Origin of the sequence: Fulvitalea axinellae, assembly GCF_036492835.1 — a bacterium.
GTDB lineage: Bacteria > Bacteroidota > Bacteroidia > Cytophagales > Cyclobacteriaceae > Fulvitalea > Fulvitalea axinellae.
The window spans coordinates 1,975,346-1,995,875 of record NZ_AP025314.1 but is presented as its reverse complement, the minus strand read 5'-3'; the positions used below and the strand labels follow the sequence as shown (position 1 = coordinate 1,995,875).

14 protein-coding genes are annotated in these 20,530 nt (G+C 48.3%); 10 read left to right on the top strand and 4 right to left on the bottom strand.

Annotated features, from left to right (window positions below; translation table 11 throughout):
- Positions 1-286 precede the first annotated feature (286 nt).
- Complete coding sequence (locus AABK39_RS07950; RefSeq protein ID WP_338394392.1) at positions 287-4,714, top strand: T9SS type B sorting domain-containing protein; 4,428 nt, start codon at positions 287-289, stop codon at positions 4,712-4,714.
- A 33-nt stretch (positions 4,715-4,747) separates the two neighbouring features.
- Complete coding sequence (locus AABK39_RS07945; RefSeq protein WP_338394391.1) at positions 4,748-5,830, top strand: tetratricopeptide repeat protein; 1,083 nt, start codon at positions 4,748-4,750, stop codon at positions 5,828-5,830.
- A gap of 11 nt (positions 5,831-5,841) precedes the next feature.
- On the opposite strand, the gene AABK39_RS07940 is transcribed toward AABK39_RS07945, so the two are convergent.
- The 3 genes from AABK39_RS07940 to AABK39_RS07930 all read right to left on the bottom strand — a co-directional run bounded on the left by AABK39_RS07940 (position 5,842) and on the right by AABK39_RS07930 (position 9,282).
- On the bottom strand, positions 5,842-7,140 hold the full coding sequence (locus AABK39_RS07940) for a M28 family metallopeptidase (protein ID WP_338394390.1): 1,299 nt from the start codon (positions 7,138-7,140) through the stop codon (positions 5,842-5,844).
- A 2-nt stretch (positions 7,141-7,142) separates the two neighbouring features.
- Positions 7,143-8,120 carry a YheT family hydrolase gene (locus AABK39_RS07935; protein WP_338394389.1) on the bottom strand — a complete coding sequence of 326 codons (978 nt, stop codon included), beginning with the start codon at positions 8,118-8,120 and terminating at the stop codon, positions 7,143-7,145.
- Between the two features lie 151 nt (positions 8,121-8,271).
- Entirely contained in the window at positions 8,272-9,282 is a 1,011-nt protein-coding gene (locus tag AABK39_RS07930) for a hypothetical protein (protein ID WP_338394388.1), read from the bottom strand.
- A 289-nt stretch (positions 9,283-9,571) separates the two neighbouring features.
- Between AABK39_RS07930 and abc-f the strand changes: the two genes are divergently transcribed.
- On the top strand, positions 9,572-11,515 hold the full coding sequence (gene abc-f, locus AABK39_RS07925) for a ribosomal protection-like ABC-F family protein (RefSeq protein WP_338394387.1): 1,944 nt from the start codon (positions 9,572-9,574) through the stop codon (positions 11,513-11,515).
- A 77-nt stretch (positions 11,516-11,592) separates the two neighbouring features.
- Here the strand turns inward: abc-f and meaB are convergent, their stop codons facing one another.
- Complete coding sequence (gene meaB, locus AABK39_RS07920; protein ID WP_338394386.1) at positions 11,593-12,594, bottom strand: methylmalonyl Co-A mutase-associated GTPase MeaB; 1,002 nt, start codon at positions 12,592-12,594, stop codon at positions 11,593-11,595.
- Between the two features lie 267 nt (positions 12,595-12,861).
- On the opposite strand from meaB, the gene mce reads away from it, so the two are divergent.
- From mce to AABK39_RS07885, 7 genes are all read left to right on the top strand, one after another.
- Positions 12,862-13,269, top strand: a complete 408-nt coding sequence (gene mce, locus AABK39_RS07915) for a methylmalonyl-CoA epimerase (protein WP_338394385.1) — start codon at positions 12,862-12,864, stop codon at positions 13,267-13,269.
- Positions 13,270-13,492: 223 nt separating this feature from the next.
- Positions 13,493-15,052, top strand: a complete 1,560-nt coding sequence (locus AABK39_RS07910) for an acyl-CoA carboxylase subunit beta (RefSeq protein WP_338394384.1) — start codon at positions 13,493-13,495, stop codon at positions 15,050-15,052.
- A gap of 11 nt (positions 15,053-15,063) precedes the next feature.
- Positions 15,064-15,420, top strand: coding sequence for an OadG family protein (locus AABK39_RS07905; RefSeq protein ID WP_338394383.1), 357 nt, complete (start codon positions 15,064-15,066; stop codon positions 15,418-15,420).
- A 17-nt stretch (positions 15,421-15,437) separates the two neighbouring features.
- Entirely contained in the window at positions 15,438-15,854 is a 417-nt protein-coding gene (locus AABK39_RS07900; RefSeq protein WP_338394382.1) for a biotin/lipoyl-containing protein, read from the top strand.
- Positions 15,855-15,862: 8 nt separating this feature from the next.
- A complete protein-coding gene (locus AABK39_RS07895) occupies positions 15,863-17,155 on the top strand; it encodes a sodium ion-translocating decarboxylase subunit beta (RefSeq protein ID WP_338394381.1) in 1,293 nt (430 codons plus the stop codon).
- A 130-nt stretch (positions 17,156-17,285) separates the two neighbouring features.
- Entirely contained in the window at positions 17,286-18,581 is a 1,296-nt protein-coding gene (locus AABK39_RS07890; RefSeq protein ID WP_338394380.1) for an acetyl-CoA hydrolase/transferase family protein, read from the top strand.
- 83 nt (positions 18,582-18,664) lie between these two features.
- Entirely contained in the window at positions 18,665-20,491 is a 1,827-nt protein-coding gene (locus tag AABK39_RS07885; protein ID WP_338394379.1) for a methylmalonyl-CoA mutase family protein, read from the top strand.
- Positions 20,492-20,530 lie beyond the last annotated feature (39 nt).

The following is a 20,530-nucleotide window of genomic DNA, read 5'->3' as shown; positions in this document are numbered from 1 at the left end:
AACTTTTCAGGGAATTTACATTATAAAAAACGAAAAACGACATGAAAGTAACTCATAAAAAACGATTATTTTCACCTCAGAAGAAAAACGCCCCAAAGTCGCCTACCGGGTTAGCCTAGGCTTACTAATCTGAAAAAAAACCAGCGAAGGCTTTTTGCTTTTGTGGAATGACACGTTTCTTTATTTGAAAGATGCATTATTAGCTCTTTAACTCTTAATTTTCGAAATAAATGGATTAATATTATCTCTTAATCCTTAAACTTGACTCGAACGACAATTTCAAGGTATGAGAATATTTACAAAGCTGTTCTTGACTCTAGTTTTTGCTTCCGCTCTTTCGGCCACATACGGGCAAAAGCGGAAAGAGAACTGGTTTCTGCATGAGAGATTCATCAATTTCGGCCCCAAAGGAACCGAAGTAACCGATACGCTCTACAGCAGTTGGACCGGCTTGAACACAAAAGGCAACACGGTGGTGGCCACGCATCCCATCACCGGCGAGATACTTTTTTACAGCGACGGGATTTCGATTTTCAACAGAGCCCACCAACAAATTAGCGGGGACGCGCTTGAGGTTCCGGTTTCCGATGTCCCCCACCAACGATTGGCCGTAAGTCCGCCCTCTTATTCAGACACAGAGTTTCCGGACAAATATTACCTATTCGTCAGTTCGAATAAAGTGCAGGCCTATACCGTAGATATGAGCCAAACAGGAGACGGCACCTCCGCCCTCCCCTACGGCGAACTTGAAAGCACAACCCCAACCGTAGTCTCCGACACTACGGCCAACGCCATGGCCACTTTCCATTTTGAAGGAAAAAACTGGCTGATAATCCAAAAAAGGGACGCTTCAAGAACGCTGGAGTTATTCGAGCTTACGCCAACTGGCCCAAGCAGTACGGCTACGCTTGCTTCGCCAGACAATGTGGTGTTCCGTAACCTCAGACCAACCGACAATTCAGGAGTAATCGCAGCTATTCCGGCTACCGGTTCCACAGACGCCAGAGTTTTCACGATAAATCCGGGAGGTGCAGAAATCGTTCCTCACGCAACAGTGCCTGTCCTTCCATCCTCAGGATCGGGCTTAGGAACATTTGACGCTACTTGGCTTTCCGAAACGGCTTTGGCTGTTACTTCGGGCAAAAATGTATTGATCTATGATCTGGAGAACCCAACGCTACCCAGTATTATCAAACTGAATGCGTCTGAATCCGGTGTTTACGGTATCCGAAAAACTCCAGGCGAGGAGCTTTTTGTCCTTTACCGGACCGCTACGAACGAGATGCAATTAGCGAAAATAGCTGATCCTCTCTCCTCTAATCGCAACATTGAAACCGCCGCATACGAAGGAGCTACATTCAACTCGGAATATCTACCCGAATTCCTCCCTCATGTTTCGAACATTCCGGCCAAGTTACAGATTAGCCACGTAGCCGAAGGCTGTACAAAATCGAAAGTCCGACTTGGCACCACGTTTACATTTAAGGGGCAAACCGTGATTCCAGATTCAAGTATTTGGAGTATAGACGGTAACCTATCAAGAAACCTTACGGCCACTTCGATTGATATCGAAGACGAACTTAACGCTTCGATGGTTGGATTTTTCGGCGGTGAACCGTTCCCTTTCTCTTTTCCTTCTGACAATATAAAGGAGAATACTCTCGAAGAAATTATTATTGACATAGGGGACCAAGACCAGCATGTTAGCGACACGGTTATTTGTCCTGGATTGGAAATCAATCTTGTGGCAAAAATGGAAGAGAGCAGCAGTGGTGGCGGGTCCGGAGGTGGATCCGGCGGTGGTGGATCCGGTGGCGGATATACTCCTCTTGCGGAAACTGGTGACATAGCTTGGGTTTGGAGTTCCGGCGACCAAGCGGGCGATATTGATGTTGGCTTAGTTGACCCAACATCCGACACTGAATTGAGATCCGGGGAATACGTTGTCACGGCAACCAGAGGAGGCTGTTCCCGTTCAAGCGATCCGACAAACGTAACAGTATATGCGGAAAGTGAACTTGTGGAAGAAACAAGTTCGACTGTCGGAAAATGGTATTTCGGAGATCAGGCCGCTATTGATTTCAACACCCCCACTCCTGAACCCGTCTCGCCGAACAACAGCAAAATGAACGACGCTCCCGCTGGCGTAGAAACAGCTTTTGACAGTGAAGGCACTTTGCTCTTCTACACGGACGGCGATCAGGTTTGGATCAATCCTCTCGCTTTGCACAAGCGTGACAAAGACGGCAACCCAATACCTGAAACCGAACATATTGCGATCACGGATCTTGGCGGTGACAGAGAGTCAGCGCAATCAGTAGAAATCGTAAAGGCATCACAGGAGGAAGGTATTTTCTACATCTTCACAACCCGAAAAGCCCGGGACAAAAACGAATTTAGGTTTAGTTACTCAATACTAAACCTATTGGCGCCCATTGACAGCCCGTCAAGCAACGGATTCGAAGCGAGGCTGATAGTCAAAGACAAGACGATTTTTGAACGCGCAACAGAGAGGATTCTCGTAGCCGGAGACAACAACGGCGGAACAATCTACACGCACGAATACGGCACAAACAGATTCGTTGTATTCCAAGTGACCACAAATGGTCTTGAAGGACCATTACTTAGCGCAGCAGGACCATATCACAACCCCGGTGAACCCTCTCACGCCATCGGTGAAATGGTTCTTCTCAGTGGAGATAACGGAAGCCAACTCGCATATCCGTCTTCCGATCCTGGTTTACCCGGCTCAACATCAGACAACACGCTTACTATTCTAAAAAATTCAAACAACGTCCTTGAAGAACCTGTCTCCATTCCGCTTGGCTTAGTCTATGACACGTATGTTCCGTACGGAGCTGAAGCTGATGACAACAAAATATACCTCACACTACAAGGGGGAGCTAATTCCCAGCTTATCGAGTTTTTCTATAACCATGAAACGGACCCGGACAATCCGGACGAAGATTATAAAGAATTGCTCCGTAACCCCAACAACATTAAAAGCATTACCAGTATTTCCGGAACGGCGGGACAAATTTCCGAAGCGCCCAACGGCACACTATACGTTGCTGTAGACGGCCGTTCATCATTAGGCGAAGTATTAAGAAACAGTAGCCAAAACAACCCTTCCGGCTATAACGCCAACGCATTGGAATTAGGCGGGAAAACTTCTGGACTGGGACTCCCCTCCTACAGCGACCAAGGAGGCACCGGAAGTGAAAACACACCCGAATTAAAAGCGGATGATGGATGCTCAGGTGACACGCTTTCCTTTATCGCCACTGGACGGACGAAAATCGACCAATACGCCTGGGACCTTGACCCAATAATTGACTATACTGATAATCTTGTCGGGGTTATTGTCAATGACTCCCAAAATGGAAGAATCGAAATCACTTCCCACACAAGACTTCCCGGCACTTGGGGCGAAACAGACACATTGAAAGCTGTCTATATTGTACCAGCTAACAGGGTTGATCCTTACACTATTAAAGTGCATATGTGGCGTTGCGAATCCAGCGCACTACTATCTGGAAGAGACGACTTGATTCATGATTACTTAGACGAAGAAATCAACCTTTCCGAGATCGAAATTCGTGACCCTAAAATGCTTCTGCAGATTAACGATCCATATCTCACTTGCGGTGAATCTATTGAAGTAACTGCCTTGGACCCTAGCCTGAGCTACTTGAGCGAGATCAAATACACTTGGGATGGGCTATTATCCCCCACTCAAGAAGGAGACGGGCTGAATACGACACAAATCCCCGCTCCACAGAAAGATTTCGAAGAATGGAAATTAACAATGGAGCGAAACGGGTGCGAAAGAGAGTTTGAATTCTCTGTAGTTGACCAAAAGCCGAAATTTGAGCTAAATGAAACTGAAGAATGCCAAGATGAATTGGTTGTTATCGAAAGTTTCCTTGTGCCCGAACTCCCCCATTACTGGACTCAAAACGATCCGGATGGAACTGTCATCAAAAACAAAAACCCTGACGACGACACTCCAAACAAATTCTCGCCAATAACAGAAAACCCGGGGACTTATAAGGTAAGCCTGTCAGTCACATCGATTGATAATGTCGACTGCCATACCGATACGACTGTCAATTTTGTAGTCAACCCGAAAGCACCGACACCAATCGAAGACGGTTCGGTCATCAAAGTTTGTTTCAACGATGAGGCCCAAATCATTGACGGAAGTGGCGAGGAAGGAACAATCGAAAAATGGGAATGGAGAAACCTTACCACAGGCAACACTTACACCGACCCGATCCTGAACGCCACCGACGCAAGCTTTACCGGGCATTACCAACTCTTCACTACAAACGAGTTCGGATGCGTAAGCAACTCTTCGTTCAGGTATATTGAAGATTGTGTAGCTACCGTTCGACTTCCGGAGGCTATCGTCCCAGGAGCTGAACAGAATAGCGTCTTCCGTTTCGGGTATGACCATAACGTAAACGGCGATACCTTCGAGCTGTACATCTTCAACCGCTGGGGCGAATTGGTTTTCCACAGCACAAATTATGAAGAATTCAAAACCCGCTCCAGCGACACAAAGTTTGTCGAAGGAGGATGGGACGGATCCTACCAGAACGGTTCGCCTGTCCCAGCGGGCTCTTATCCTTACTTGATCAAATTCAATGTGAAAGCAGAACTGGAAATCGAGCCAATCGAAATCAGAGGATCGGTATTGGTTATCCGATAACTGACGAAATGAGTAACTTTAAATTCTAAAAGAATGCCGGCCGTATTGAAGTTTACAGAGGTTAAAAACTCAGCAAACAGAATTCTCTGGCCGGCATTCTTTTTTCTGTTTTTTTTCATCTGTAACACTGTTCTTGCCCAAATCACAGACCATGTTCTCCCTTTCTCCCTTTTTGAAAACGGACAAGAATCAGAAGCGAAAGAAAAAGCTGAAAAAGCCGTTGATTCGAACAATCTAGATATCCATCAAAAGGCGAAACTGTGGCATTTACTAGCGATAATTAATGATCGTCAAAACAATCATCAAAACGCCCTACAACTTGCGCTAAAAGCAGTTTCTGGATCTCCCAAAAGTATTCAGTATAAACTGGACGCCGGTTTGTTGGCCATGAAAAACAAATCTTCGGGCATAGCCAAAAGGCTTTTTCAGGACGCTTTGGCCATCGATTCCACCAACTACCAAGCTCATTACAACTTGGGGTTGATGTACGCTTTCGCTAAAATCCCCTCGAAAGCGGAAAATCACCTTCACACCTGCATCAGTATCACGCCCGAAGCACCTTGGCCACACGTTCTTCTCGGAAACCTGAATTTGAAAAGTAAAAAACCGGAAAAAGCCGCCTTCCATTTGGAAAAAGGGATAAACAAAGGAGCCGATAACACCCAAACCAGAACGTTGCTTGCCGACACCTACATGATGATGAATAGGTATAATTCGGCCGCCAATATTTACAGATCCGTATTAGACTCGTTACCGCATGATAATCTTACAGTCCGAAAGCTTGGAATAGCGTATTTGAAAGCTAACGAGTTTCATAAAGCGGAAAAGGCTCTCAGTCAGCTAATACAATCGGAATCGCCTACAGCGGAGGATTTCATTAGTCTAGGCAGGGCGGAATTATTTCTCAAAAGGAAAAAGAAAGCGACTCAAACCTTCTCTTTAGGCTTGTCAGCTTTCCCTGAAAATCCGAATCTTGAATATTTACTGGCTTATAGCCTATATTATTCCGGCGCAAAGAAGAAAGCACGTCTTCATTTTCGCCAAGCCATCAAAAACGGCTACAAAAAAGAACACGCAGACTTCCTTCTCCGAAAGGATTGCGAAACGCACCCCTAACGTGTGTTCCCTTACCGAGTCAAACTATTCAAAAAATCTCTTAGAAGCCCGTAGGTTCCGTCAAAACCACTGAGACTCAAATTATCGGCCGTATCAAAAACATCGTGATAAGCCTTGCTTCCTCCTCGCGTATATACATAAAAAGATTTCACGCCCTTGAAATGAAAAAAACAATGGTCACTGTTACAGGCTTCACCTCTTGATTTCACCTCCGGTAAATACGATTTTTCCTTATTGATTGACTCTAATTTACCAAACAACCGATCGTGCACGGCTCCATTCACTACCGTGATACCGTCATCTCCCGTTCCGTTAATATCCAGATTCAACATAAAAGAAATCTTCTCCAAATCCACAGGTGGATTTTCAACGAAATGCCTTGAGCCGTACAGGCCCTGTTCTTCCGCCCCGAAAGCTACAAATACCACATCATAATCATGCGGATTTTCAGCGTAATATTTGGCTAAACTCAAGAGCATCGCCGTACCGCTAGCGTTATCGTTCGCTCCTGGAAAATAGGCGGAACTACCCATTCTGCCCAGATGGTCATAATGAGCGCCGATCAACAATGTTTTCCCCAAACCAGAAGTCCCTTTCACCCTACCGATTACATTTCTGGTTTTATAATGCTCAAAATGCTTATTCCTGACCGCAACGCTAACCTTCTTCACCTCCGTAGGTTTTCTGTCCGATTTTACAGTAAAATAAGGAATAGACGACGCTACTCCGGAACCTCCCCATGTAAGCTTTTTAGTCGTTATTTTTAAAACACCGGCAACAAAAGGGTTAGAACTCATTCCCAAATCTTTCAACCCTTTCTTCAACTTGTCTCGGTAGCTTTGCTCCAACGAATCCATATCCTGTTCGGAATAGACCAGAAACTTACCTTTGGCTTGCCTTAGTCTTGCCATAAAGCTCGCTTCGTTCACAAAATCAGATTTTTGTATAGCAACAGCCTCGAACGAACCCTTTCCTGAACCTGACCACGGCTCTACCAAAAAGTGATGCCCCGGCCTTAAGACCAATCCATTTAACGAAAGGCCAAGCGTGTCGGGAAAAGTATTAACGGGTATTTCGAATTCTTGAAAATATGATTCGCCAACAACAGGTTCCAAGCCCAAAGAATCAAATTGGGATGCGATAAATTGCGCCGCTTTAAAATCCCCTTTTTTCACATAGCCTCTTCCGTGATATTCCGGAGAGCAAAGCTCGTTAACTAACCTTCTGGCGTAATTCTTTTGTGCCCATCCGTTTTCCCCCACAAGGAAGAAAACCATTAAGGTAAAAATCAAACACAACGCTCTTCTCATAACTATTCCTTTCTTGCTAAAGGTTCCAAAAAATCAAATGCTCTAATTTCGGCCCATGTCTCAGACTTCCCTTTCATCAAAAAACCGCAATGTCCGCCCCGCTCGGGAGTCTCTAAAAAAACATGGTCGTTTGCCTCGGCAATATCATAAGGAAAACTGTTCGCTCCTAAAAAAGGATCATTTTTAGCGTTCAACACCAACACAGGCACCTCAATCTTAGGCAGTTTTTCCAAAGTGCTTACGCTAGCGTAATAATCAAAAGCGTCTTTAAAACCGAAAACCGGAGCCGTATAGTAGTTATCGAACTCGTAGAAGTCTCGCAAGCCGTCGATTTCTTCCCTTTTCAAGTTCTCAGGAAACAGCCCTACCCTATCCCTGAGTTTCGCTTTCAACTTCCTAAGAAAACGATTATGATAAAAACTGGCTTTTGGCCTAGACATCACTTCCACGCATTCCGTCAAGTCACATGGGACGGAAACAGCGACTCCGCCCTTTATTTCCTTTCTCTCCAGCCCCTCTTTGGCCAGATAGTTCAACGTCATATTACCGCCCAAACTAAAACCGACAAAGACAACCAAATGATACCTTCCCGAAGACAAAGCGTGGTCAACAACCCGCTCAAGGTCCTCAGAGAAACCGTGGTGATACATCTTCAACGATTTATTAATTTCACCACCCGCTCCCCTGAAATTCCAAGACAACGCATCATACCCCTTTCCAACAAACTTTTTCAATACACCAGTGACGTAAGGTCTTCTGGAATGCCCTTCCAGTCCATGGGTAACAATGACCAACTTTCCAGATGGCGATTCGGCACGAACCCAATCCAACAATAAAAAATCCCCATCCCGAGTCACTATTCTTTCCCTTTCCGGCGCAATCCCCCGAACTTTCCTAAAACCTCCCGGGATTATCGTTTCTAAGTCGCCATTAAACAGATAGAATGGAGGACCAGGGTATTGAGATGATAAAATCGGCATAAAAACAGAATGGATAAAACTCGATAACATCGCCTTAACTGAAAACAAATAACAACAAAAGAAGACGACGCTTATCAGAACACACAAAAAAGACCGCCCTTTCGAACGGTCTCAAATATTTTCAATAAATCAGAATTTCTTCCGAATAAGCTTATCTACCAAAGATTTCCAAGAAAGCGGAACCGACAGGTTCTCCGTCAAAAGACCCTTTGTAAACATCGGCCCAACCGACCCAAGAATCAATGCCTTTGCGGACAACGTCTACAATTTGCTCCTTGATTCTAGGGCGAATCAGGAAATCCGTACCATCAATAGATATTTTTCTCTCTACCGGATAAGATTTACCACCGATTTCTACAGACGACAATATCTCGTCGGCGCAAACACCCGCACCTTGTCCATAAGAAACCACATCATTTTCGCCTTTGGCCATTCTAGTCATGCCCGGCAAAGCGTCTCCCTTTTCATTGTACCAAAGGTCCAACTCCATAAACGCATCACCGACACTTATACCGAAACGGTCGTAAGTCTCGTTTCCAAAGCCTCTGTGGTTGAAATTCCCCCATTGGTGCTCAAACCAAGAGTTCTTGCCCGCCAAAATCATAGCGGTCGGGCTTTCTTCCACTGATCTATTTTTCTTAGCTTCTAAATCTACCGCGGCCTTCAAAACTTCACGCTTAGGGTCAAAATAACGATGGGCCAACCCGGTCAGATTCAACGGATTGTAATTCATCGTTTTGGGAGCCCCCATCGTGATAACAGAACTAGGCGAGGCAGATACGTAGTCGTGATTTCCGGAGAAACTCACCTCCAGACTCAACTGATCTTCATAGTTTACGAAGTATACGTGCCAAACGTCAGCGTCACTATCATAAGCGATAGTCCAACGTCCCGGCTCCTCGTAAGTGACCGTCAGTGGGGCATCCTCAACACTAACCTCGGACTTAAGGTTCGGGCTTTCGTCTTCGTATGAACGGACAGTGCCTTCCTCGAAATCCACCAACTTAATCCGATAAGGGTAGCTTACCTTACCTTCTCTCACCACTTGGTAATAGCTAAGATAAATCCCCCATTCTTTCCCCGATTCCTCTTTTAACAAGCCGTGCCACGAGTACCACTCCTGAAATGTGAGCGAAGCGAAAATCTCTCCTTTATTCAACATATGAGAATAAGGAAAACACAACACCCCCGTGTTTAGTGGACTAAAAGCCGCATATCGTGAGTTTCTCATACAATCCAATTACCTTAGTGCAACAATCCAAAAATACTCGTCAGTTTAAGCAACAATTCTACCACACCTGTGTTTGCCATCCACTTAGATATTTTTACGCAATATAGACATCTCGCCCCATTTTGAAAAAGTAACAGGGGTTTTTCGCCTTACAATCCGACCATCTTTGCTACATTTGCGTTTCTAATTTCCCTACCATTCCCATGGAAAATTATTACTGATGATCTCGATCAACAACCTTTCGTATTATATCGGGGGCCGTGCAATTTATGACGCAGCCTCTTTGCACATAAAACCAAAAGACAGAATTGGCCTTGTAGGTAAGAATGGCGCCGGAAAGTCCACATTACTACGGATTATCGAAGGGGAATACAGCCCCGACGGCGGAAGCGTATCCAGAGGCAAAGACTGTACGATTGGATTTCTGAACCAAGACCTGCTGTCTTACCAAAGCGACGAAAGCATTCTCGTGGTGGCGATGCAAGCTTTTGAGGAAGCCAATAAAATCCAAAAGGAAATTGAGACGACATTGGCCGAAATGGAGCTCGGCTACGACGAGAAGAAGCTCAACCGCCTCACCTTATTGCAGGAGCGTTACGAAGCTCTCGGAGGCTACAGTCTTCAGTCAAAAGCCGAAGAGGTTTTGGAAGGCATCGGCTTTTCCACCGAAGCGCTTCAGCGTCCGCTCAAGACTTTTTCGGGAGGTTGGCGCATGCGAGTCATGTTGGCCAAGTTGCTTTTGAGCGAGCCTTCGTTGCTTATGCTTGACGAACCCACCAACCACCTCGACTTACCTTCCATCCAATGGGTCGAGAATTATATTAAGAGCTATAACGGGGCGGTAATCGTGGTTTCTCACGACCAGGAGTTTCTTAACAACACCACAACTTCTATAGTGGAAGTAGACGGCGGAAAGCTTGTCCAATATTCCGGCAATTACTCTTTTTACCTTAAAGAGAAAGCGGAACGATTGGAAATTCAGCAAAACGCTTTCGAAAACCAACAGGCCAAGCTTAAACAGACCGAAAGGTTTATCGAGCGCTTCCGCTCAAAAGCCACCAAAGCCAAGCAGGTGCAGTCTCGTGTAAAGTCTCTCGAAAAGATGGACATGATCGAGGAGGCTTACGAGGAAAAGACCAGCGTTAATTTCAGCTTCGGTTTCAGCACCGAATCCGGACGCTTTGTAAGTACGATCAAAGACGTAAGCAAAAGCTTCGGGCCGATCAAGGTTCTCAAGAACGCATCTGCGCAGATTGAGAAAGGCGACAAAATCGCGCTTATCGGGGCGAACGGAAAGGGTAAATCCACGCTGTTGCGCATTATCGACGGTTCGGAACCGCTCGACGCCGGCGAAAGCTCGCTCGGACATAACGTAATTCCGGGATTCTACGCACAGCACCAGCTGGAGGCTTTGCATACGGAAAACGAGATTATCGACGAGCTGAAAACCGCAGGAAGCGGAAAAACCGAGCAGGAGCTTCGCGATATCCTCGGCGGCTTCCTGTTCCGTGGCGACGATATCTACAAAAAAATCAAAGTGCTGTCGGGCGGGGAGAAATCAAGGGTCGCTTTGGCGAAAACATTGCTAACGGAATCGAACTTTCTGTTGCTTGACGAACCTACCAACCACCTCGACATCCGTTCGGTGGATATTCTGATCAACGCCCTTAACCAATACCAAGGTTCTTTCATCACCGTTTCTCACGACCGCCGTTTTATCGGTGCCGTGGCCAACAAGATCTGGTATATCGAAGATCACCAGATTAAGGAATACCCGGGAACTTACGCCGAATACGTAGACTGGAAACGGCGGAGAGAACTTGAGGAAGCCGGCGAGGAAAAATCCGAAAAGAAAGAAAAAGCGGTTAGCGTAGACAAGGAAGAACGCCTTAAACTACGTCAGGAACGTGACAAGATCAACAAGGAACTTCGCCGCAAAAGGAAAAGCCTTGAGAAAACGGAAGAGCAGATCGAAAAACTCGAAACTCTAAAGGGGGATATCGAGAACCTGCTGGCTTTGCCGGAAGTATTCGCCAACCTGGAACGCCTGGCCGAAGAAAACGGAAAATTACAGCAAACCGAAAAAGAGCTAGAGGAACTTAACGAAGAGTGGGAAAATCTAGCTTTGGAAATCGAGGAGCTGGAGGAAAAAATGTCGGATTAATCCGCACAAAACCTCACGACTTATACATTAACAAAAATGGGGACGGTGATCATCGTCCCCATTTTCGTTTTTCAGGCCTATTGGCCCGCAAAAGCGTCGATCAGGCGCCTCACTCCCGCAGAAACGGGGACTTGGTTTTTGGAAACGGCTTTTTCGACATCCGACAAAAGATAACGCATCTGTTCGTCCTCATAGAAACGTTCCAGCAAATGGTTGTTCAGGCTTTCCCTTAGCCATCTTAAGCTTTGGTCGGAGCGCTTGCTCTGCAAAAAGCCACGGGAACGCATATGCTCCTCGAATTCCATAATAACGTCCCAGATTTCCTTCATGCCCGTTTCTTCTAGCGAAGAGCACTTCAGCACCTTCGGGTACCACTCCGTTTCGTTAGGCGGAAACAGATGCAGGGCGTTTTGGTATTGGCGACGCGCCATTTCGCTTTTGGTCACATTATCACCGTCGGCTTTCGTGATCACCAACGCGTCGGCGATCTCCATAATACCCCGCTTGATTCCCTGCAACTCGTCCCCAGCGCCGGCCAGCATCAACAATAGGAAAAAATCGACCATGCCCTCCACGGCCACTTCCGACTGCCCTACGCCCACCGTCTCGATCAGCACCACGTCAAAACCCGCCGCTTCGCAAAGCAACATCGTCTCCCGGGTTTTTTCGTGCACGCCTCCCAAAGACTTTCCCGAAGGCGAAGGGCGTATATAAGCCAAGGGTTCGTTGGCCAGGATCTCCATTCTGGTTTTATCACCTAAAATACTCCCCTTGGTCTTCTGGCTACTCGGGTCAATCGTAAGAACCGCCAACGATTTTTCTTTCTTGGCCAAAAACATTCCGAAACTCTCCAAAAATGTACTTTTTCCGACACCCGGCACGCCCGTCACCCCCACTCTCAGGGAACCGCCCGTATGTGGCATCAGTTTCTCCAGCACCTCTTCGGCCAGCAAACGGTCCTGTTTCCGGGTGCTTTCCACCAGCGTTATGGCCCGGCTAAGTATCACTCTGTCGCCCCGCAAAACGCCCTCAACGTACTCAGGAGCCGTTAACGCTCTCCTTTTTTTGATTTTTATCATGGAATCCTTTGATTAAAATTCTCAAAAAGCATGACGCTGTAATTTCACCTCGCGCCGTTTTTTGCATAACTTGAGCCTATCAAAAATAAGGGAATACAAAGGTATAACAATAGCCGGAATTTTCACCAAACCCACACGGGGTAATGGTCCTATAAAACCGGAGCCAACGACGGAATCTGAACCCGGAAAATGTTCCGGATTACACCTTTTTGCCGTTGACTATACCTTACGGAAAGACAATATTCAGTTTTTAACATTTTCACTGCCATGAATATTTCCCACATCGAACACATAGGTATCGCCGTTAAAGATCTGGACGCGGCCATCAAGCACTACGAAGAAGTTTTCGGGATGAAGTGCTACGCCGTAGAGGAGGTAGCTGAACAGAAAGTGAAGACCGCTTTCTTTCAAGTGGGCGACGCCAAGATCGAGTTACTGGAATCCACTGCCGAGGATGGCCCAATCGGCAAATTCATCGAAAAGAGAGGAGAAGGCATTCACCACTTGGCTTTCGCTGTCAAAGACATCGAGGCTAATTTGGCTGAAGCGGAGGAAAAAGGCACTCGCCTGATTGACAAAACCCCAAGAAAAGGCGCTGAAGGCCTCGACATTGCGTTCTTGCACCCAAAATCGACTTTCGGGGTGCTCACAGAGCTTTGCGAGAAGAAAGACTAAGTAGACGACAAACGAACATGCCCGCCCACTCGGCGGGCATCGCTTTTCGGCGGTGTGCGTAATACGGTCGCTACCGTCCGGAAAACATCTTGGCTATTCTTCATGAATGAAAAAGCCATTTTTTCTTACATCCGCATAGAAAAACCGAAAGCTTTTCAACAGGAATATGCGGACGCAAAGGAAAATACCTTACCGTTATTTGCGACATAGACTATTTTTAAATATGCCTGACAACAGTAAAATCAAGAAGCTCATCGAGAAACGCGCCGAAGCACGGCTCGGAGGCGGTGAGAAGCGCATTGAGTCCCAGCACAAAAAGGGAAAGATGACCGCCAGAGAGCGGATCGACATGTTGCTTGACGATGGAAGCTTCGAGGAGTTCGACATGTTCGTAACTCACCGTACGCATTCCTTTGGTATGCAGAAAAACGTTTTCCTTTCTGATGGAGTAGTAACCGGACGAGGTACCATCGACGGAAGGATCGTATTCGTATACGCTCAGGACTTTACCGTTTTCGGAGGTTCTCTCTCCGAAACTTACGCGCAGAAGATCTGTAAAATCATGGATTACGCCATGAAGGTAGGCGCTCCTGTCATCGGTCTTAACGACTCTGGTGGAGCCCGTATCCAGGAAGGCGTTAGAAGTTTGGCCGGTTACGCCGAAATTTTCCAGCGTAACATCATGGCCTCGGGCGTTGTGCCTCAGATCTCGGCCATCATGGGACCATGCGCAGGCGGCGCCGTATACTCTCCCGCCCTTACCGACTTCATCATCATGACCGAAGCGAACAGCTACATGTTCGTAACAGGACCTAAGGTGGTGCAGACCGTAACCGGCGAAGTGATTTCTACGGAAAACCTCGGTGGAGCGAGCGTACACTCCACAAAATCGGGCGTATCGCATTTCTTGGCCAAAGACGACGAGGAATGTCTCTTGCTCACTCGCAAACTGATGAGCTATCTGCCTTCCAACAATATGGAAGATCCTCCGATGTTGCCCCCATCGGATTCATTCGACCGCCTCGGCGACGTTCTCAACGACTTGATTCCGGAAGATCCGAACAAGCCGTACAACATGCTCGACGTGATCCACGAGATTGCCGACGACCACGAGTTCTTCGAGGTACAGCGCAACTACGCACAGAACATCATCGTAGGTTTCGCTCACTTCAACGGCCGTTCAGTGGGTATTATAGCCAACAACCCGATGAACCTCGCCGGCGTACTTGACATCAACGCCTCGCGCAAAGCGGCACGCTTCGTACGCTTCTGCGACTGCTTCAATATCCCGTTGGTGACCTTGGTAGACGTTCCTGGATTCTTGCCGGGCAGTAACCAGGAATACGGCGGAATCATTTTGCACGGAGCGAAACTCCTTTTCGCTTACGGCGAAGCCACTGTACCGAAAATCACCGTGACTCTCCGCAAGTCTTACGGAGGAGCGCACGACGTAATGAGCTGCAAGCAACTCCGTGGTGACCTGAACTATGCGTGGCCATCAGCCGAAATCGCTGTTATGGGAGCCAAAGGAGCCGTTGAGGTTCTGGAAGGCAGAGCCATTGCCAAAATCGAGGACGAGGAAGAGCGCGCCAAATACGCACAGAAGAAGGAGGACGAATACGTTGAGGAATTCGCCAACCCTTATCAGGCGGCGCAATACGGCTATATCGACGACGTGATCGAACCGCGCAACACCCGCTTCAGGATCATCCGCGCACTGGAAGCTTTGGCCAACAAGAAAGAGGTCAACCCGCCTAAAAAGCACTCGAACATCCCGTTATAAACGTCAGATTTATGGATAAGTCACTCTTACTTCAGGACGGGATCACGATCTCAATCACGGGCATCACGGTAATCTTCGGATCCCTTACGGCCCTGATCTTTTTCTTCAGATTCCTGATCCCGTTCCTCATCACATTGCCTGAGCGGATGAAAACTGCCAAAGGCAAAGAGGAAGCCCAAGAGGCCATCAAACACGAAGAGGCCCGAAACCTTCCGGGCGAAGTGAACGCGGCTATCGCCGCTGCGGTCAGGATGCACTTGGAGGAAATGCATGACGACGAGAGCACCACTCTCACCATCGAGCAACAACAGAGACGCTATTCTCCTTGGAGTTCGAAAATTTTCGTCACGCAGAACAGTCTCCGCTAACGTCAAACGATTTCAAAATGAAACAATATAAATTCAAGGTAAACGGCAACAAGTACACGGTCGACATCCTCAACGCCGAGGACAACATCATCGACCTGGAAGTTAACGGCACCGCGTACCAGGTAGAGCTGGAAAAGGAAGTAAAGGCATCGAAAACGCCTAAGATTGTCCGCTCGCCGATCAAGAAACCTGTCGCACCGAAAGTGGGAACAGGCGGAGCCGGCCAGAAAATCAACGCTCCTCTCCCGGGCACTATCGTCGAAGTCAAGGTAAAAGAAGGCGATACGGTGAGCGTAGGCGACCCACTCCTGGTGATGGAAGCCATGAAAATGGAAAACATCATCAATGCGGATGCCGCCGGCACAGTCAAGTCCATCAAGGTAAGCGTTGGCGACAACGTGCTTCAAGGGGATGTTTTGGTTGAACTAGGCTAGTACACGACATGAAAAAAAGAATTTTCACCATAATCGGCGTGCTCGCCGTACTGACCTTGGGCAGTGCGTTGGCGTCAACCGGCGTGGCCCAATCGGTCGGAGCCGGAGAGGCCACCTCTACTCTGGGCAGAATTCAGGAAGGGCTCCAAACCTTTGTCAACGCCACCGGCTTTGTCAACGGTACGATCAGCCACTACGCCATGATTCTCGTGGCATTCTGCTTCCTGTATCTGGGCATCAAGCACGACTTCGAGCCATTGCTCCTCGTCCCTATCGGAACGGGTATCATTATCGGTAACATTCCGTTCGTTGCCGGTAACCAAATCGGTATTTACGAAGCGGGATCTGTCCTGAACCTCCTGTATTTCGGAGTTGTAAAGGGAATTTACCCTCCTCTGATCTTCTTGGGAATCGGGGCCATGACCGACTTCTCCACGCTGATAGCCAACCCCAAACTAATGCTTTTGGGCGCGGCCGCGCAGATCGGTATTTTCGCCACCTTCCTCGGAGCTATTTACCTTGGGTTCAGCCTTCCGGAAGCGGGCGCCATCGGCATCATCGGCGGAGCGGACGGCCCTACGGCCATCTTCCTTTCGTCGAAACTCGCCAACGGCATCAACGTTCTGGCCGACGGAACGACAGTGAAAAACCTGATCGGACCTATCGCCATCGCGGCGTATTCATACATGGCGCTCGTGCCTGTGATCCAACCGCCGATCATGCGTTTGATCATCAACAAAGAAGAGCGTAAAATCCGCATGAAACCGCCGCGTACGGTATCACAGACGGAAAAGATCCTCTTCCCGATCGCCGGTCTGATTTTAACCACATTGATTTCGCCAAGTGCTATTCCATTGTTGGGTATGCTGTTCTTCGGTAATATCCTCAAGGAATCCACAAGAACAAACCGCTTGGCCGAAACAGCGAGAACGAAGATGATCGATATCGTAACGATCCTTCTGGGCGTAACGGTGGGAGCGTCGACTCAAGCCGACGTATTTATCACAGCAGATTCGATGCTGATCTTCGTACTCGGCGCCGTATCGTTCGCTATCGCCACGTCTTGCGGACTGTTGTTCGCCAAGTTGATGAACGTTTTCCTGAAAGGGGACGACAAAATCAACCCGCTTATCGGAGCGGCCGGCGTATCTGCGGTACCGGACAGCGCAAGGGTTGTACAACACGAAGGTTTGAAATACGATTCAAACAACCACCTGCTGATGCACGCCATGGCACCAAACGTATCCGGCGTTATCGGATCGGCCATCGCAGCGGGTATTTTGCTGAGTTTCTTGGCATAACCAAGCCGGCAAACATCGGAAAACGGATATTCCCTATCATACCGGGCTGTCCGTTTTCCCTCAAGACTTCCGGTGACATTACTCCCGGAAGCGACAAATCAATTTTTGGCTTTATTATTTTTTCAAAAATATGGGAAAGAAAATGAGCGCGGCTGAAGCCGTAAAACTTATTCCTTCAGGAGGAAGAGTTTTGGTTCAGGGAGGATCAGCAACTCCCCAGACATTGGTTAAGGCGATGACGGAAAGAGCCCACGAGCTCCGTAACGTAGAGATTGTGCACCTGCACACCGAAGGTTACGCCGAATACGCCAAAGAAGAATACTCGAAAAGCTTCTTGACCAACGCCTTTTTCATTGGCGGAAATATCCGCAAAAGTGTACAGGCCGGTAACGCCCAGTACATTCCGATTTTCCTGAGCGACATCCCTAGTTTGTTCCGCACAGGCGCCATGCCTTTGGATGTGGCTTTGGTTCAGGTTTCTCCTCCGGACAAGCACGGATACTGCTCTTTGGGCGTATCAGTCGATATTGTGAGAGCCGGTGTAGACCACGCAAAATACATCGTGGCGCAGGTGAACCCGCAAATGCCTCGTACTTTCGGCGACGCTTTGATCCACGTGAACAAAATCGACGCTTTGGTAGACGTTGACGAGACGATCTACGAAATGAAGATGAGCGAGCCGACTACGGATGAAGCCGCAATCGGTCGTTACGTTGCCGACATGATCCCTGACGGCGCTACTTTGCAGATGGGTATTGGCGGTATTCCAAACGCAGTTTTGAGTTACCTCGACACCCACAAAGACCTTGGCATCCACACCGAAATGTTCTCGGAAGGAGTTATCAAGCTCGTTGAAAAAGGAGTGGTAACAGGTAAGAACAAAGCGTTAAACCCAGGTAAAATCGTTTCAGGTTTCGCCATGGGTACTCGCAAGCTTTATGACTTCATGGACAACAATCCGGAAGTCGTTATGATGGACATCGCCTATGTGAACGACACGGCGAACATCCGTAAAAACCCGTCTGTAATCGCCATCAACTCGGCGATTGAGGTGGATATCACCGGCCAGATTTGCGCCGATTCTATCGGTACGCGCATGTACTCAGGCGTAGGCGGACAGATGGACTTTATGCGTGGCGCGGCGCTCTCTCCTGGCGGAAAGCCGATCACAGCCCTGCCAAGTATGACAGCCAAAGGCGTAAGCAAAATCGTCCCTACACTCAAGGAAGGCGCAGGCGTAGTGACTACCAGAGCGCACGCTCGCTATGTAGTGACTGAGTTCGGTGTAGCCGAACTGTTCGGCCGCAACCTTGCTCAAAGAGCCAAAGCCTTGATCAACGTAGCCCACCCTGACCACAGGGAAAGCCTTGACCAAGCCGCATTCGAGCGTTTCGGAAAAGCTTTCGGCGTATACGCCCTCGCCTAAGACGGGCAAACCTAAAATCGTGACGTAACGGGGATTTGCCTTCGGCCTTCCCCGTCACTTAACCTTTTACGGACCACAGAAAAATGGAAAATAAACCGCTAACTTTCGAAGAATTTTCGCCCGTAGGCAAGGCCAAGTGGGTTGAAAAAGCGAAGGTGGACCTCAAAGGCGCCGACTTCGAGCGCAAACTGGTTTGGAAAACCGACAACGGACAAGCCGTACAGCCGTTCTACACCCGCGAGGATCTGCCCGAAACGGAATACAGCGAGCAGTTCCTCAAGTGCCTGCCCTCTCAGGGAAGCCGCGAGTGGAACAACCTCTATAAAATCAAAGGCCAAGACATGGCCAGCCGCAGAGCGCAGATCGAAGCGGGACAAAAAATCGGAGCCACTGGCTTCGTAATCGATATGCAGGGCGTGGAAGCGCTGGACTGGGAACACCTTTTCGAAGGCGTTAACCTGGAAGAGACTTCTATCTCGTTCCTCAATTCGGTACGTCCTGACAAGATCGTGATCGAGATGCTCGAATACGCCAAGGAAAAAGGCCACGATCCCTCGAAAATCAAAGGGTTTATCGACGCCGACGCTTTCCGCGTATTCGCCCGCACCGGCGAATTGTCACAAGAAGTGATGGAGCAAGTGGCTCACACTATCACTCGCCTCGGAGACAAGTGCCCGGAATTCTCGGCGTTCACAATCTCTTGCTCGGAATTCACCGACGCCGGAGCCAACCATATCCAGGAACTGGCCTTCACGCTCAACAAGCTAACCGATTATATCGAACGCTTCGAAGAGCTCGGGTTGGACAAAGCCAAAATCCTCGGCAAACTCAATATCGTCTTGGCCGTAGGAACTGATTACTTCCACGAAATCGCCAAGTTCAGGGCTATCCGCGTGTTGGTTGACGGCGTATTGAAAACATACGGCGAAGAGTTCGCCAACTGCAAAGTACAGATCATCGGAGCCTCTTCGCTCTGGACCAAGACCCTGTACGATCCGCACGTAAACATGCTCCGTAACACTACGGAAGCCATGTCTGCTGTTCTCGGCGGATGCGACACCCTGATCCTCGACACGTTCAACGAAGCCTTCGCAGAGCCGGATGCGTTCGGAAAAAGGATTTCTTACAACGTTTCTCGCCTGCTGAAGGAAGAATCGTATTTCGACAAAGTAGTCGATCCAGCCGCCGGTTCTTACTACCTCGAACACCTGACCGACACGCTGGTTAGCGAAGCCACTACCCTATTCCTTGACATTGAGGAAAAAGGCGGATTCGTTAAGGCTTTCGAAAGCGGAATCATTCAGGAACAAATCACGGCCATCCGTGAGAAGAAGCAGAAGAATATCGCTTCCAGAAGAACTACTGTTGTAGGAACGAACCGCTACCCGAACACCGGCGAGCACATCGATCCGATCAACCTTCCGGAAAGCGACGCCCAGAAGCTGACCGAACAGCGCGCAGCCACGGTATTCGAAAGCCTCCGTCTCCACACCGAACGCTTCGTAGCCGACGGAAACGACAGACCGAAGGTTCTCCTCGCATTGTACGGACACCCGGCCATGCGTAAAGCCCGCTCTACGTTCACTGGCGATTTCTTCGGAACGGCAGGTTTCGACATCGAAGAACGTTACTTCGATTCGGCCCAGCAAGCCGCCGAACAATCGGCCAATTCCGATGCCAGCATCGTGGTTATCTGCTCTTCGGACCAGGATTACGAAGCCGAAGGACTTAACTACGTGAACACCTTCAAAGGAATCTCGAAAGAAAAGCTCTTGGTACTCGCCGGATATCCGAAAGAATTGGAGGAAAGCCTGACCGAAGCCGGACTCGACATGTTTGTCCATGTCAGGACCAACGCCGTGGAAGCGCTTACTTCTTTCCAGCAAAAATTGGGAATCATTAAGGCATAGGAAAACGGTTCTTGTTTTTCAATTCCTGAAAAGAAAACA